The sequence below is a fragment of the Verrucosispora sp. FIM060022 genome (assembly GCF_003977705.1).
GTDB classification, from domain to species: domain Bacteria; phylum Actinomycetota; class Actinomycetes; order Mycobacteriales; family Micromonosporaceae; genus Micromonospora; species Micromonospora gifhornensis.
Genome location: NZ_RQIV01000005.1, coordinates 283,119 through 298,735, shown reverse-complemented (window position 1 = coordinate 298,735; position 15,617 = coordinate 283,119). Strand labels below are relative to the sequence as shown.

The 15,617-nt window shown below is 71.4% G+C and carries 14 protein-coding genes; 5 read left to right on the top strand and 9 right to left on the bottom strand.

The features are described 5' to 3' along the window. Window positions 1–66: 66 nt before the first annotated feature. The 4 genes from EG812_RS16550 to EG812_RS16535 all read left to right on the top strand — a co-directional run bounded on the left by EG812_RS16550 (window position 67) and on the right by EG812_RS16535 (window position 4,802). The gene (locus EG812_RS16550; RefSeq protein ID WP_013733618.1) at window positions 67–1,347 is read left to right on the top strand and encodes a multidrug effflux MFS transporter; all 1,281 of its coding nucleotides are present in this window, start codon (window positions 67–69) and stop codon (window positions 1,345–1,347) included. A gap of 205 nt (window positions 1,348–1,552) precedes the next feature. Then, complete coding sequence (gene rox, locus EG812_RS16545; protein ID WP_126712061.1) at window positions 1,553–2,977, top strand: rifampin monooxygenase; 1,425 nt, start codon at window positions 1,553–1,555, stop codon at window positions 2,975–2,977. 23 nt (window positions 2,978–3,000) lie between these two features. Then, window positions 3,001–3,489 (top strand): GNAT family N-acetyltransferase, encoded by a 489-nt coding sequence (locus EG812_RS16540; RefSeq protein WP_013733616.1) that lies wholly within the window; start codon window positions 3,001–3,003, stop codon window positions 3,487–3,489. A 53-nt stretch (window positions 3,490–3,542) separates the two neighbouring features. Then, complete coding sequence (locus tag EG812_RS16535; protein ID WP_126712060.1) at window positions 3,543–4,802, top strand: cytochrome P450; 1,260 nt, start codon at window positions 3,543–3,545, stop codon at window positions 4,800–4,802. An 87-nt stretch (window positions 4,803–4,889) separates the two neighbouring features. Here EG812_RS16535 and EG812_RS16530 read toward each other — a convergent pair whose 3' ends face one another. From EG812_RS16530 to EG812_RS16515, 4 genes are all read right to left on the bottom strand, one after another. Then, window positions 4,890–7,151: a catalase gene (locus EG812_RS16530; protein WP_126712059.1), complete on the bottom strand. Its 2,262-nt coding sequence runs from the start codon at window positions 7,149–7,151 to the stop codon at window positions 4,890–4,892. Window positions 7,152–7,291: 140 nt separating this feature from the next. Continuing rightward, window positions 7,292–7,795, bottom strand: coding sequence for an SRPBCC family protein (locus EG812_RS16525; protein WP_126712058.1), 504 nt, complete (start codon window positions 7,793–7,795; stop codon window positions 7,292–7,294). Next, window positions 7,792–8,154 carry a metalloregulator ArsR/SmtB family transcription factor gene (locus tag EG812_RS16520; RefSeq protein WP_199743888.1) on the bottom strand — a complete coding sequence of 121 codons (363 nt, stop codon included), beginning with the start codon at window positions 8,152–8,154 and terminating at the stop codon, window positions 7,792–7,794. The genes EG812_RS16525 and EG812_RS16520 overlap by 4 nt, the downstream gene beginning before the upstream one ends. A 52-nt stretch (window positions 8,155–8,206) precedes the next feature. Continuing rightward, complete coding sequence (locus EG812_RS16515; protein ID WP_126712056.1) at window positions 8,207–9,190, bottom strand: NAD(P)-dependent alcohol dehydrogenase; 984 nt, start codon at window positions 9,188–9,190, stop codon at window positions 8,207–8,209. Between the two features lie 118 nt (window positions 9,191–9,308). Between EG812_RS16515 and EG812_RS16510 the strand changes: the two genes are divergently transcribed. Continuing rightward, a complete protein-coding gene (locus EG812_RS16510) occupies window positions 9,309–10,019 on the top strand; it encodes a TetR/AcrR family transcriptional regulator (RefSeq protein ID WP_126712055.1) in 711 nt (236 codons plus the stop codon). Window positions 10,020–10,081: 62 nt separating this feature from the next. Here EG812_RS16510 and EG812_RS16505 read toward each other — a convergent pair whose 3' ends face one another. The 5 genes from EG812_RS16505 to EG812_RS16485 form a co-directional block, all read right to left on the bottom strand. Next, a complete protein-coding gene (locus tag EG812_RS16505; RefSeq protein ID WP_233579506.1) occupies window positions 10,082–11,080 on the bottom strand; it encodes a DUF5954 family protein in 999 nt (332 codons plus the stop codon). A 99-nt stretch (window positions 11,081–11,179) separates the two neighbouring features. Next, entirely contained in the window at window positions 11,180–12,100 is a 921-nt protein-coding gene (locus EG812_RS16500; RefSeq protein WP_233579505.1) for an arginase family protein, read from the bottom strand. Between the two features lie 50 nt (window positions 12,101–12,150). After that, the gene (locus EG812_RS16495) at window positions 12,151–12,969 is read right to left on the bottom strand and encodes a hypothetical protein (RefSeq protein WP_126712054.1); all 819 of its coding nucleotides are present in this window, start codon (window positions 12,967–12,969) and stop codon (window positions 12,151–12,153) included. Then, entirely contained in the window at window positions 12,966–13,979 is a 1,014-nt protein-coding gene (locus EG812_RS16490; RefSeq protein ID WP_126712053.1) for a WxL protein peptidoglycan domain-containing protein, read from the bottom strand. Before EG812_RS16490 ends, EG812_RS16495 begins: the two co-directional genes overlap by 4 nt. A 33-nt stretch (window positions 13,980–14,012) precedes the next feature. Beyond that, window positions 14,013–15,527: an HtaA domain-containing protein gene (locus EG812_RS16485; RefSeq protein WP_199743887.1), complete on the bottom strand. Its 1,515-nt coding sequence runs from the start codon at window positions 15,525–15,527 to the stop codon at window positions 14,013–14,015. Window positions 15,528–15,617 lie beyond the last annotated feature (90 nt).

The window sequence follows — 15,617 nt, the reverse complement described above, 5'->3', positions numbered from 1 at the left end:
GTTGCAGCCAGTTGTGACGATCACGCCCCTGACTGCCCTGACCGCCCGTTTCGTGGAGACGACCCGATGACCTCAGTCGACACGGCCACGGCACCGGCGCAGCCGGTGATGCCCGGCGACCTGATGACCCCTCGGCAGCGCCTGCGGCTGATCCTCGTCCTCGGCTCGCTGATCGCGGTGGGGCCGCTGACCATCGACATGTACCTGCCGGCGCTGCCCGCGATCGTCGACGACTTCGCGACCAGTTCGGCGGCGGTCCAGTTGACCCTCACCGGCACGCTTATCGGTCTCGCGTTGGGTCAGCTGCTGATCGGTCCCCTCTCCGACGCCGTCGGCCGCAGGGCACCGCTGATCGCCGGCACCGCACTGCACATCGTCGCCTCGGTGTGCTGCGCGCTCGCCCCGAACGTCACCGTGCTGGGGGCGCTGCGGGTCGTGCAGGGTCTCGGCGCGGCGGCCGCCGCCGTGATCGCCATGGCCGTGGTGCGTGACCTGTTCACCGGCATCGCATTCGCCCGGACGCTGTCCCGGCTGCTGCTGGTGATGGGTGCCGCGCCGGTGCTCGCCCCCACGCTCGGCAGCGAACTGCTGCGGTGGACGCAGTGGCGTGGCGTCTTCGCCGCGCTGGCCGTCTTCGGCGTACTGCTGATGCTCGTCGCCGTGTTGGGGCTGCCGGAGACGTTGCCGCCCGCGCAGCGGCAACGCGGCGGGCCGCTGCACATCGTGCGGCTCTACGGTGGACTGCTCCGCGACCGCGCCTTCGTCGGGTTGATCATGGTTGCCGGCCTGGCCATGGCGGCGCTGTTCGCCTACGTCGCCGGGTCCTCGTTCGTCATGCAGGAGCAGTACGGGCTGGACGAGCAGCAGTTCGGGCTCGCCTTCGGTGCCGGTGCCATCGGGCTGATCGCCGCCACCCAGGGCAACGTACGACTGCTGCGCCGCTACACCCCGCAGCGGATCCTGCTGGTCGCCCTGCTCGCGGGCACCGCTGCCGCTCTGGTGCTCGTCGCGCTCGCCCTGACCGGTTTCGGCGGGCTGCCGGCGCTGCTGGCCGCGCTGTGGTTGGTGCTGGCCGCGACCGGCCTCGCGCTGCCGAACGCGCCGGCGTTGGCGCTCAGCCGGCACGGCGAGGCGGCCGGCACCGCCTCCGCTCTGCTCGGCGCGGTGCAGTTCGGCGTCGGCGCGGTGGCCGCGCCGCTGGTCGGCGTGCTCGGCAACGGCGCGGTGGCGATGGCCGCGGTGATCGCCGGCGGCCTGGCCTCGGCACTGATCGCCCTGCTCGTCGTGGCCCGGCCCGACCAGCTCGCCGCGGTGGACGCGGAGCCGGTGGCCGTAGCGCTGCACTGACCATCAAGGCCGAGAAATGCGAAAAGCAGGAAGCGGATCGCTTCCTGCCACTCTTAACTTATAGCGCACAGGGGGTCTTGCGGCAAGACCCCGGTGATGGCGCAGACTCTGCGCCCGAGGCCACAAGCTGCGGAAATGGCAGCGCCTGCGGTGCAAGTGAAACCGCAGGAACTGGTGGCCGAATCCTTCACCGAATGGGCGGCGCATGTTTGACGTGATCGTTGTGGGCGGCGGACCGACCGGCCTGATGCTGGCCGCCGAGTTACGGCTGCACGGGGTGCAGGTCGTCGTACTGGAGAAGGATTCGGAGCCGACCAAGTTCGTCCGGTCGCTCGGCCTGCACGTACGCAGCATCGAGGTGTTGGACCAGCGCGGGCTGCTGGACACCTTCCTCGCGCACGGCCAGCGGTACCCGGTCGGCGGCTTCTTCGCCGGGATCGAGAAGCCGGCGCCGGAGCTGGACAGCGCGCACGCGTACGTGCTCGGCATTCCGCAGACCACCACCGACCGGCTGCTCGCCGAGCATGCGGTCGCGGTCGGCGCGGACCTGCGGCGCGGCTGCGAACTGGTAGGGCTGAGCCAGGACGAGGACGGCGTCACCGCCGAACTGGCCGACGGCACCCAGCTGCGCGCACGCTACCTGGTCGGCTGTGACGGCGGGCGCAGCACCGTACGCAATCTGCTCAAGGTTGGTTTTCCCGGCGAACCGAGCCGGGTCGACACGCTGCTGGGTGAGATGGAGGCGAATGCCCCGCTGGACACGATCGTCGCCATGGTCACCGAGATCCGCAAGACCCAGAAACGGTTCGGTCTCGGGCCCCTCGGCAACGGGGTCTACCGGGTCATCGTGCCCGCCGAGAAAGTGGCAGTCGACCGGACCGTCGCGCCGACGCTCGACGAGTTCAAACAGCAACTGCGGGCGTACGCGGGCACCGACTTCGGTGTGCACTCACCGCGCTGGCTGTCTCGCTTCGGCGACGCCACCCGGCTGGCCGAGCGTTACCGGGTGGACCGGGTGCTGTTGGCCGGCGACGCCGCGCACATCCACCCGCCGACCGGCGGGCAGGGCCTCAACCTCGGCATCCAGGACGCGGTAAACCTCGGCTGGAAGCTGGCCGCCGAGGTCAACGGGTGGGCCCCGGAAGGGCTGCTGGACAGCTACCACACCGAACGGCATCCGGTCGCCGCGGACGTGCTGGACAACACCCGGGCGCAGATGGAGTTGCTCTCCACCGAGCCGGGCCCGCAGTCGCTGCGCCGACTGCTGTCGGAGCTGATGGACTTCGAGGAGGTCAACCGGTACCTGACCGAGAAGATCACCGCGATCGGCGTCCGGTACGACTTCGGCGCAGGGCACGACCTGCTGGGCCGGCGGATGCGGGACGTGCCGCTGGGCCGGGGACGCCTCTACGAGCTGACCCGGACCGGTCGTGGGCTGCTGCTCGACCAGACCGGCCGGCTCTCGGTCGCCGGCTGGGCCGACCGGGTCGACCACGTCGTGGACACCAGTGGCGAGCTGGACGTACCCGCGGTCCTGCTGCGGCCCGACGGCCACATCGCCTGGGCCGGTGCCGATCAGCAGGAGTTGCGGGGCCAGCTACCGCGCTGGTTCGGCGACCCGACCGATTGACGTGATGTGCGAGCATCGCGCGCATGTCTGAGCTGACGGTGCGATCGATGACCGAGGCCGAGTTCGACCGGTGGCGGGCCGGCATTGTGCGGGCCTTCGCGGACGCGCAGGTGGCGGCCGGCAACTGGCCCGCCGAGGAGGCCCAGGAACTGGCCCAGCAGGGCAACGACGCCCTGCTGCCGGCGGGTTTCGGCACCCCCGGGATGCTGTTCCTCACCGGTGAACTCCGCGACGGGACACCGATCGGGGTGTTGTGGATCGGCCTCACCCATCCGCGTGGCGTCCCGGACTGCGCGTTCCTCTACGACATCGAGATCGGCGCGGACCACCGTGGGGCGGGCTACGGGCGGGCGCTGCTCGCCGCCGGTGAGGACGCGGTTCGCCGGCACGGCGTCGGTGCCATCGAACTCAACGTCTTCGGTGACAATGCCCGCGCCGTCGGGCTGTACGGCAGTTCGGGATACCGGGTGGTCACGCAGCAGATGCGGAAGACCCTGGTGGCGCAGCAGTGAGGTGAACGGGTGCTGCTGGTTTGACAACGGCCGCAGTGGGCAGGACCAGCCTCATGCTGGTTGACCTGATGGGACGCATGGACGACACGCTGACGCTCGCGATCCAGGGCTACGGATGGCTGCCCAACCGCCTGCGCCACAGCCCGCAGGACGTGGTGCGGACCCGTCTGCTCGGTCAGACCACGGTGGCGCTGCGCGGGCCCGACGCCGCCCGGTTCTTCTACGACGAGCAGCACATCCGCCGGCACGGCGCCATTCCCGAGCCGCTGCGCGGCACACTGTTCGGCAAGGGCGCCGTACACACCCTCGACGGCGAGCCGCACCGGGTGCGCAAGGCGATGTTCACCGCGCTGCTGATGAACGGCGGCTACGACGGCCTGGTGGAGCGGGCCGAGACGGCGTGGGACGCGGCCACGCGATCCTGGGCGGGGCGGCAGGTGGTGTTGTTCGACGAGACGGCCCCCGTGTTGGCCCGCGCGGTCTGCGAGTGGACCGGTATCCCGGTGCAGCCGCAGGACCTTCCGGCACTCGCGGCCGACCTGGTCGCGATGGTCGACGGCTTCGCCACTGCCGGGCCCCGGCACTGGCGGGCCCGCCGGGCGCGGGGACGTCGGGAGCGCTGGCTGGCCGACATCGTCACCCAGGTCCGGCGGGGTGAGCTTGACGTGCCGCCGGGCGCGGCGCTGGCCGCGGTGGCCGCGCACCGGGACAGCGACGGTGAGCTGCTCGACCCGCAGATCGCCGCGGTGGAACTGCTCAACATCATCCGACCGACGGTCGCGGTGACCTGGTTCGTGACCTTCGCCGGGCACGCCCTGCACCGCTGGCCCGAGCACCGGGGCCGGCTCCGACAGGGCGACGCGGTCTTCGCCGAGGCGTTCGCCCACGAGGTGCGCCGCTTCTACCCGTTCGCGCCCTTCATCGGCGGTCGGGCCAGGACCGACCTGACCTGGCGGGGCACCGACATCCCGGCCGGCGCGATCGTCCTGCTCGACCTGTACGGCCAGAACCACGACGCGCGACTCTGGCCGGACCCGTACCGGTTCGACCCGGACCGCTTCGTCGGTCGGGAGATCGGTGCCTTCGACCTCGTACCGCAGGGCGGCGGCGACCCGCGTACCGGCCACCGCTGCCCCGGTGAGCAGATCACCGTCGCGCTGCTGAAGGCCCTGGCCGTACGGCTCGCCCGCCTCGACCACCAGGTGCCCGCCCAGGACCTGGACATTCCGCTGCACCGCATCCCGACCCGGCCGGTCAGCGGCCTGGTGATGGCCGTGCCCGCCCGCAGCGCCGCGCCGCTGAGCAGCCGCTGACACCGGGTGCCTCACACCAGCCGAGGACCCACTGAAACGCCGGTGCCCCGCCGTTGAGCAGGCGGGGCACCGGCGTTTCGAGCTGGATCAGCCGACCGAGGCGGGGAACCTTTCCCAGACCCGGTGGTGGGTCATCAGTTGCCGGACAGCGTCGAAGACGTCGTCGCCGGAGTCGCCGGTGACCACACCCGGACTGGCGGTGACACCGGCCTGCTCCAGGACGGTGACGCCGGCACCCCAGGCGCCGATCGCCTTGGCGTGCCGCCAGACCTCCTCGACCAGGAGCAGCACCCGGGGGTCGACGGTGGCGGAGTTGGCCGCGCCGGCCTTGGCGTCCCGGGCGGGCAGCGCGTCGGGGGCCGGTGGCGGTGCGGCGGCGAGCAGGAGCGCGTCGAACTCGACCGAACGGCCGGTGGCGAAGGTGCGCTGCACCGGCAGATCGCCGATCATGCCGCCGTGCCCGGCGATCAGCAGCGGCACCATGTCCGCGGCGAAGACGGCGCGACGCACCTGGTGAATGGTGTCGAGGTCGCTGTCGTCGGTCACCACGATGCCGATCGTCCGGCCGTCGATCGGCCACGGCCGGCCCACCTGCGAGAGCGCGGGGCTGGGCTCGACGTCGGCCAGCGGTACGGTCGGCTTCGGCGCGGGCAGTCCCAGGCCGGTGGCGACCTGGGCGCAGAGCACCGGGTCGATGTTGGCCAGGCATTGCAGTTGCCGTTCCTTGATCGCCTGGTGGTAGCACTTGCCCAGCTCGAAGGTGTAGGCCCGGATGATGTGTTCCTGCTCGACCGGGGACATGCTCAACCAGAAGAGTCGGGCCTGGCTGAAGTGATCGTCGAAGGACGCCGGGCTCTGCCGGACCTTGGGAGCCTGGGCCACCTGGACGGGTACGTCGATGAACGGGTGGTCGTCGTCGCCGGCCGGGAACGGGTTGCCGCCGTCGAGGGAGTTCGGCCGGTACGGTGCCACCCCGGCGTGAATGGCGTGCTGGTGGAAGCCGTCACGCAGCATGTCGTTGACCGCGGCGTGCGGCCGGTTGATCGGGATCTGCGAGAAGTTCGGCCCGGCCAGCCGGGTCAGCTGCGTGTCGACGTACGAGAAGAGGCGGCCCTGCAACAGCGGATCGTTCGTGACGTCGATGCCCGGTGGCAGGTGGCCGACGTGGAAGGCGACCTGTTCGGTCTCGGCGAAGAAGTTCGTGGGCGTGCGGTTGAGCACCAGCTTGCCGATGGGCTGCACCGGCGCGAGCTCCTCCGGCACGATCTTGGTCGGGTCGAGCAGGTCGATGCCGGCGAACGTCTCCTCCGGGGTGTCGGGGAAGACCTGGATGCCGAGTTCCCACTCGGGGAACGCGCCGGCCTCGATGGCGTCGTAGAGGTCACGGCGGTGGAAGTCCGGGTCGATGCCGTTGAGCAGCTGCGCCTCCTCCCAGACCAGGGAGTGCACACCCAGCTTCGGCTTCCAGTGGAACTTCACAAGCGCCGTCTCCCCCGCCGCGTTGACCATGCGGAAGGTGTGGACGCCGAAGCCCTCCATGGTCCGGTACGAGCGCGGGATGCCCCGGTCGGACATGTTCCACATGGTGTGGTGCTGTGCCTCGGTGTGCAGGGAGACGAAGTCCCAGAAGGTGTCGTGGGCGCTCTGCGCCTGCGGGATCTCCCGGTCCGGGTGCGGTTTGGCGGCGTGGATGATGTCGGGGAACTTGATGGCGTCCTGGATGAAGAAGACCGGCATGTTGTTGGCGACCAGGTCGAAGGTGCCCTCGTCGGTGTAGAACTTGGTGGCGAAGCCACGGGTGTCGCGTACCGTGTCGGCCGAACCGCGCGAGCCGAGCACGGTGGAGAAGCGGACGAAGACCTCGGTCTCGCGGCCCTTGCGCAGGAAGCCGGCCCGGGTGACGTTCTCGGCGGTGCCGTACGCGGTGAACAGCCCGTGCGCGCCGGCGCCCCGGGCGTGCACGACCCGCTCCGGGATGCGCTCGTGGTCGAAGTGGGTGATCTTCTCCCGCAGGTGATGGTCCTGGAGCAGGACGGGCCCGCGGGGCCCCGCCTTCAGCGAGTGGTCGGTGTCGCGCAGCCGCGCCCCCTGCGCGGTGGTGAGGAAGGCACCCTGCTGGCCCTTTGCCGTCGGCGGCGTGCCGGTCTTCGCGCCGGTGGGCGTACGGGTCTGCGGTGCGCCCTGCTCGGGCTTGGGTGGCAGCGGGTCGTGCGGGGTGGTCGGCTCCGCCAGGGACGGCGGGGCGCTGCCCGGCGCACCGGGCACCTGCGGGGTCAGCGCCTCGGTGACCTTCTCCGCCGCGGATTCCACGACGTCCTTGACCGCCTTGGCGGGGTTACGCGATTCCATCTCTGCAGGTACCTCCCTGGAGCACAACGACCGGACTCCAGGGGCGGTACCCTGGCCAGGGAGAACAAAACGGGCCGAAGGCACTCGACGCCGCCGAATCGATCACACCTGCCGGATCGGGCATCTGCCGGCGGAGGAGATCAGCGCGGTGACCGACTCAGCTGATCGAAATAGGTCTTCATGGCCGGGTAGTAGTCGTCGAACGACGGCATCGTCGTGTCGTTGTGGACGGCGAGCAGCCGATCCAGGTAGTACTCCCAGCCGGGCCCGATCTCGCCGATGCCCTCGACCGTGTCCAGGTGCTGGACGAAGCGCAGTTCCGTCCGCTCCCCGTGCGGGATGAGCTGCACCTCCCACTGCCAGGCACCGGCTTCGTCCTGGCTGGAGAGGGCGAGTCGGCGGGGCGGCTCGCAGGCGTCGATCCGTAGCTCGGACCACGGCTGCCCCTCCTCGAAGGCCAACTGGAGCCGGATGCTGCGCCCGGGCGCGGCGTGGCCGTCCCAGCGGCCGTACCAGCGGGCCGTGCGGTCAGGTTCGGTCAGGCTGGCCCAGACGTCCTCGACGGGAGCGCGAAATTCGCGGGTGATGACCAGGTCGGTCCCGCGACCGGCGCCGAAGAGGCGTCCGGTCGGTGTGGGTGTCACGCTGTCCGCTCCTCACGGGAGTTGGGCGAACGGCCGGTGCGGCGCTCGCGGCGGGTACGGTGAACTTCGGTCTCCAGCGCGTCGAACCGGCGCTCCCAGCGCTCGGGCTGCGCGAACTGCGACAGCCATCGATTCAGCTCGTCGAAGCGTGTCGCGTCCAACTCGTAGCGACGCTCGCGGCCGACCAGGGTGTCGCGCACCAGGCCGCTCTCGCGCAGGACGCGCAGGTGGCGACTGACCGCGGGTCGGCTGATCTCGAAGTGCTCGGCGATCCGGCCGGCGGTGAGCCGGCGTTCCCGCAGCAGTTCGAGGATCCGCCGGCGCACCGGATCGGCGATGGCGCCGGCTACCTTGTCCACCACAGAAGCGTAACTGATGGGTTACGGGTTTTCCAGCGGAACACCGGGCCGCTCAGATGGTGATGACCACCTTCGCCCGGGCGTGTTCGCCTTCTAGGTAGCCGATGGCCTGGGGCACCTCGTGCAGCGGGTAGGTCCGGTCGATGACCGGGGTGAGCCGGCCTGCCTCGACGTACGCGCGGAGAGTGTCGAGGTGGGCACGGCAGGGTGTCGCGGTGAGGATGGCGATGCGCTGCCCGACGACCGGGGCCAGCAGCCGCCCCCGGGTCAGCAACCAGACCGGCCCGAGCAGGCTGCCCCGACGGTGGACACCGCCGCCGGAGAGCACAAGCGTCCCGGTCGGGGTCACCGCGCGCCGAAGCGCGGTCAGTGAGCGGTTGCCGACCAGGTCGAACACCAGGTCGTGGCGGCGGCCGTCGCGGGTGAAGTCGTCGCGGGTGTAGTCGACCACGTGGTCGGCGCCGAGGGAGCGGACCAGGTCGACGTTGCGGGTGCTGCACACCGCCGTCACGGTCGCGCCGAAGGCCTTGGCCAGCTGTACGGCCAGGGTGCCGACGCCGCCGGAGGCGCCGTTGACGAGGACCCGCTGACCCGGCTCGACCCGCCCGACGTCGGACAGTCCCATGAGGGCGGTCACCCCGGCCAGCGGCAGGGCAGCGGCCTGCTGCGGGGTCAGGTTCGTCGGCGCGGGCGCGACCAGGGCCTCCGGTACGCAGACGTACTCGGCGAACGCGCCGTTGGCGTCGCCGAGGTCGCCGAAGACGGCGTCGCCGGGGCGTACCTGGTGGACGTCGGGGCCGACGGCGCTGACCCGGCCGGCGAAGTCGCGACCACGGATGCGGGCCCGAGGCTTCGCGGGGCCGAAGGCCAGTCGGGACATCCAGGGGTCGCCGCGCACGATGTGCCAGTCGTACGCGTTGAGCGCGGCGGCCTCGACGCGCACGAGCACCTCGCCGGCGGCGGGCACCGGCACGTCGACGTCGGCGAGTCGCAGTGTCTCGGGCGGGCCGTACCGGTCCTGGACGATCGCTCTCATCGCGCTTCCTCCCCTTGGTGGGTGTACGGCGTACACCATTGCGACCTACGGTAGGTGTACGCCGTACACCTGTCAAGTCGGTTATGGTTCTCCCGGCACCCGGAAGACGAGGATCACGATGGCTGAGCAGGCAGGAACGGCCCGGCGGACGCCGCTGAGCAGGGAGCGGATCCTGCGTACCGCGATCGCGCTCGCCGACGCCGCCGGGATCGGGTCGCTCAGCATGCGCAACCTCGCCCAGGAACTGGGTGTGGTGCCCATGGCGCTCTACAAGCACGTGGCCAACAAGGACGAACTACTCGACGCGATGATCGACATGGTGGTCGGCGAGATCGACACGTCGATCCCCGACACCGAGTGGAAGCAGGCCATCCGGGGACGGATCCTGTCGGCCCGCTCGGCGTTGCAACGCCATCCCTGGGCGGCGCTCGCGATCGAGTCCCGGAACATGGCGACCCCGGCGATCCTGGGCTACCTCGACTCGGTGGTCGCCACCCTGCGATCCGGCGGGCTCTCCGCCGACCTCGCCCACCACGTCATGCACGCGATGGGTAGCCGGGTCCTCGGCTTCAGCCAGGAACTGTTCGACACCACCCGCGACGCCGGCCGGTCCGGCCCGAGCACCGCGCCGCAGCCGGCCGCCATGCCACCGGAGGTCGCGGCCCGGTTCCCGCACCTCGCGGAGATCGCCACGGCGGCGTCCCACGACGACGCGTCGGTGGTGGGATCCGGCTGCGACGACCAGTTCGAGTTCGAGTTCGCGCTGGACCTGCTGCTCGACGGCATCGAACGGTTGCAGCAGCAGGGATGGACGTCAGCACATCGCTGAGGACGGTCGGTGCCGGCCGCGGCGCTCAGTCCGGCTGTGGTGGTCAGTCCCGGCTGTGGTGGTCAGTCCGGCTCGGGTAGCCGGCCCTCGGCGCGCAGTCGGACGAAGTGCGCCTCGGGTGGCGGCTCGGGGTCCGGATCGGAGGGACGTGGCCGCTCGGGCCCGTCGGCGGCGAAGCGCAGCAGCGTCTCCACGCGGATGACCCGGAGCCGACGGCCGCGCACACTCACCTCGTCGGCGCGGCTGGCTTCCAGGTCGTCGGCGGCGCGGCGGTACTCGGCGGCCGCCGCCTCGCCGGGGTTGGCGATGCGCGGGGTCAGCCACCGGAAGTCGAAGAGGATCAGCTCGCGGGCCTGCTGCGGGGTGGCCACCGCCCGGCTCGACGGCTGCCAGACGCCGGCCACCTGCTCGGCCACGGCGTAGCGGGTGGGCAGCAGCACGCCGTTGGGATGTGAGCGTACGGCGGCGACACTGTCGGCGTACGCAGCCGGCGACACCTCCGCCTTCGGGTAGCGGGCGGGCAGCAGCTCGACCTTCAACACCGCTGCGCCGACGCCGGTGGGTGCGGCCGGATCGGCGATCAGGTCGGCCCCGCCCAGGAAGCTGTCACAGGTGTCGGCCTGGCGTGGATCCAGGTCGGTGGGGCGTGGCGGCTCCGGCCCGGCCGGGCCGAACCGGGCGAAGGTGTCGGCCCGGATCACCCGGTGCCGGCGCCCGCCGACGGTCACCTCGTCGACCTTCTGCCAGTCCAACACCTCACCCACCGCCGCCAACTCGGCGACCAGGTCGGCGTCGGTGGCGATGACGAGTCGTTCGCGCAGCCGGTGGGCCAGGGCGTCGCGGGCGGCCTGCGGAGTGTCCTCGACGAGACCGTGGATCCGCCACCGCCCGCCACCGAGATCGATCGCGTGACCGAACAGCGGAGCGCCGATGCGCAGGATCGGGTACGCCTCCGCGCGTTGCACGGCGTCGTGGTCGGTCACCACGCCGACCGGATCGTCCAGGCGCCGGAACCGGATCACCACCCCCGGAAACTGCTCTGCGTCATCCACACATGGCATTCTGTGACCGCCCGGATCGACACGCCAGACCGCCACGCGCGACACGGCGACCGATATCCCCGACGGGTTGGCGGAACAGGCCCCACTGCTCCTGATCGATCAGCTTCGCAGGGCGTCGACCAGGGTGTCGACGAGCGCGGCGGCGTAGCGGCCGTCCGGGTCGAGGTCCGGGTCGTAGATCGTCACCTCAAGGCCGACACAGGCTGGGTTCGCGAGCAGCGGACGGAGCAGTTCCACCAGATGCGGATGGTCCAAGCCGCCGGGGTCGGGCGCGTCGGCGGCCGGCATGACCTCGGGGTCGAGCACATCGGCGTCGAGGTGTACGAAGTAGCCGTCGCAGCCGGCAAGTCCCTGTGCCACACGATCGCCGACCAGGACAGGGCCCTCGGCGATGATCTCGGGGGCGGTATGCACCGTGATGCCCAGACCACGCACCTCGTTGAGGTGGTCGTCGTAGTCGCGGACGCCCAGGACAACCAGATCGTCCTCTCGGCAGTACGGCGCAAGCCCGTCGATGTCGGCAATGTCCGGCTGACCCCGGCCGGTGACGATGGCGGTACCCTCGCCTGCGGACGCCCCCACATGCGTGCTGTTGCCGGTATGACGAAAGTCGATCGAACCGTCAAGGTAGGCGATGCCGTAGCGGCCACGTCGGCGTAGCGCGAGCGCGGCCCCGAAAAGGATCGAACAGTCACCGCCCAACAGCATCAGGAAGCCCGCGTTGTCGAGGACCACGTTCACCCGCTCCGCGAGTCGGCGCGTGTACGTCGCGAGGGCGTCGGCGTTGAGTACACCGTCCCCCGGCCGCCAGCCACGGATGTCGTAGCGCGGCGGGACGACCACGCCACCGTCGTGCGCCCCGAGCCGGTCGAGCAGACGCTGATCGCGAAGCGCACCGGCCAGCTTGTAACACCCGGGGACGAGACCAGGGGCCGGGGCACGCAACCCGAGATTGGACGGGGCGTCAAGAACGGTGATCGATCGCATCGATCCAGCGTAGAGCGACATCCGGGCACCCACGGTACGCGAACATCTGCCGCGAATCGCTCGCTGGGGCCGCCAGCCCGCCATCATCGCGGATTACGCCATCCTGCCGACGCACCCTTGAGCGGCCGGACCACCGCCAGCGCGGTCAGCACGAACCCGAGCATTCCGGCCAGTCCCCATGGCTGGTGGTCGGTGCTCGCCGTCACCCGGCTCGTCGCCCCGGCGGTGACGATGTCGCCATGGATCTGGTAGGTGCCGACGGCGAAGGCCGGCAGGGTGACCGGTACGCGAACCTCCCGTTCCTCCCCGGCGGCGAATTCGTCCGGTTCGGGTGGGGTGACGAAGCCGGTCGGGTCCGGGCCTCGACCGACGCTGAACGACCAGGCCACGTTCACCGGTGCGGGCTGCTCGTTGCGCAGTCGCAGCACGAGCGTCCGGCGGGCGGGCGCGCCGAAATGGGCGGTCCACCCGTCGGCGCGCTCCAGATGCGCCGCGACGACGGTCGGGGGCCGGGTGGCCGCCTGCCGGACGGTGTCATCGACCGGTGCGGGTGCCCCGGTGACGACCAGCGGCGCGGTGGCCGACAGCGAGCTGTCCAGTGTGGTCACCCGCACCTGGCAGGGACAACCGCCGGGTGGCGCCACGACGGTCAGCGGCGTCCCACCGGCGCCGCCAGCGGGCAGGTGGATCTGCGCCGAACTGTCCACCGCGCAGCGTGTCGGCGTGCCCGCGCCACACAGCTCGATGCGGACCGTGCCGCCGGGCCAGCGGGTGAGCCGGACCAGCACCTGCTCCCCCGGCTTCGCCTCGGCCCGGTCCACGCCGACCTGAGGGCCGGGATCCGGGGCACCGGTCAGGGCGAGCGCGGCGACCAGGGCGAGAGCGGAGATCGAGAGCCTCACGTCTCGACCGTCGGCGGTCGACGCCGCGCCGAGCGCAGCCGGATGACCAGCAGCCAGCCGAGACCGGTGAGCAGGACGGCGGCCCAGACCCACGGTACGGCCCAGGTGCCGGCGGTACGGCGCACCGTGGGCAGGATCTGGTCGGGGGTGGCCGGGTCGACCACCACGGCGGCGGTCAGCCGACCGGCGGGTACCACACCGGTTATCTGTTCGGTGATGGTGATCGCCGCACCGGGCAGCAGTTCGGGCACGTCGACGGGTTCGGTGCGGGCCAGCCGAATGCCGAACGGGGCGGTCAGGCGTACCTGGGCGGTGCCGGTCAGCCGGGTGTTGCCGGTGTTGCGCAACCGGTAGCTGACCACGACCGGGCCGGTGCCGAACGGGTTGAGCGGGTTGTCGTAGCCGATCCGCATCGCCTCGACCTGGAGGCCGGGCCGGACCGGACCGGCCACCCGCAGGTAGATCCGGGCGGCGACCCGTCGGTCCAGGTTGACCTTTCCCCCGTCGCCGGCGGACCGCACCTGGGCGATCGAGGCGACCACGCCGCCGGCGTGGTCGCCGGGTGTGGCGTTGGCCGGCACGGTGATCTGGAACGGCACGATCACCTGTTCCCCGGCGGGCACCCGGTAGGTCCGTTCGGCGAAGGTGGTCCAGGCGCCCACGTCGGTGGCGGGGCGGCTGGCCGGTTGCAGGGCGAACCCGCCGTCGGTGGTGGTGAACGCGTCCGCGCCGTACACCGCGAAGGTCATCGCGCGCTCGCTCAGGTTGGTGATGGCGACCCGGTCGTCGATGCGTTGGCCGGGCTCGGCGTCGTGGACGAAGTAGCTGCGCCCGGTGGGTCCGGACGGGCCGGAGGGCTGCACCGCCCAGGTGAAGCCGGTGGCGCTCGGGGTCGGGGTAGGGGCCGGCGCGGCGGTGAGAGCGGCCGCCGGGCCTACGGTCAGGACGGTGGCGAGCACGGTGAGGACCGCGGTCGCGGCGACCAGGTGCGGGAAAGGGCACCTCGTCATCGATCTGCGCACAACAAGATGCCCTTTCACGCGTCAGGACAGGGTCAGGGTGAGGGTGGCGGTGTAGCCGCCCGGCACGGCGGCGGGCGGGACCCCGAGGCGCAGGTCGGCACCACACTGGAAGCTGCCGGCGCTGGTCCCGGCCGGGGCGGCGCACAGCGTACGGGCGCTGCCCAGGCCGTCACCCGGGGTGGCCGGGGCGCCGGGGGTGACCACCCCGGCGGCGCCGACCAGGGTGTCGGCGAGCACGGACGCGTTCGGCGTCCAGCCGAGGTTGTCGGCGGCGATGGTGCCGCCGAGCGCGTTGGTGAACTCCTCCACCTGGCCGACGACGTTCCAGCCGGCGTTGGTGCCGCGCAGGTCGCTGACCGTCACCGCGTTGAGGGAGCTGTCGGCGAAGGCACCCGGGTGCACGGCGGGCAGCGCGACACTGGCGCCCGACGAGGTGAGCGTCAGCGGGCCGGACTGGAGCACCTGTGCGGTGATCTCCTGCTCGGCGCCGTTCGGGCCACCCGCACCGCCGAAGGTGATCGGGGTGAAGGTGTCCTGGCTGCGGTCGCTTGAGGCGTGCGCCGCGAAGGTCATCACGTAGCACTGGATCGCGGTGCAGTCGACGTTGTTGCCGTTGCCGTCGGTGTAGGTGGGCACCAGGTCCAGGGTGGTGGTGAAGCTGCCGTCGGCGGGCAGCGGCACCTGGGCGGCGGACGACGAGGCGTTCTTGTGCACCCACTTGACCGGCTTGTAGGGACGCGAGTTCGTCCAGTAATTCTCGCCCTTGGGACCGAAGGCCAGGTAGAACCCGACACCACCGTTGGCCTCCGGGTCGAACCCGGTGCCGGTGACGGTGACGGTGGCTCCCTCGGGGTCGAGGGCGGCGGACGGGCTCACCGTGACCGACGGGGCGGCGGGAGCACCGCCGCCGCCGGCGGCAGTGGCGAGGGTGAACGACGCCGGATCGAGCACCGTGCCGGCGGTAAAGAAGCCGGAGAACGCGCTGGCTCCGGTCTCAGTGAGCGTGGTGGTGAGGTTGCTCCAGGAGACCGTGCCGCCGGAGACCGACGGGCTGGCCGTGGCGAGGGTGGCGATGGCCGCCTGCTCGATGCGCACCGGCTGGAAGCCGCCGCCGCTGGCCTGCAGGTCGACGTCGGCGAGCAGGGAGCCGCCGGCACCGTCGAGGACCACCGTCGGGTTGGCCAGGGTGATGGTGAAGAAGTGCGCGGGGTACGAGAACACCACCGTGCCGCCGTAGGTCACCGTGGTCGCTCCGGTGGCGCTGTCGTACGTGCCGCCGGTGGCCGGGAACTTGAAGGTGCCGTCGGCGTTGCGGGTCGCACCGTCGGTGACCGCGATCGGCGGGTTGCCGTTGCCGGTCGACACGTACGCGCGGAACGAACTCTTGAAACCCCAGTCGAGGCTTCCCCCGGTGACGTCGGCGGGCGCCGCCGTCGCGGGGACCACCACGGCCAGTGAGGCGGCGGCGCCGAGCACGGCAGCCGTCACCCACCGGTACGACCGGCGGCGAACGCCGCCTGGTCTGGGTACGGACATGTGTCTTCCTCTCAGAAGGGGGTTGGCGACCTTAGGTTAGGCTCTCCTAACTTCTTCGAAAATCCGCCGAACACCCTCTTGCGCCACACG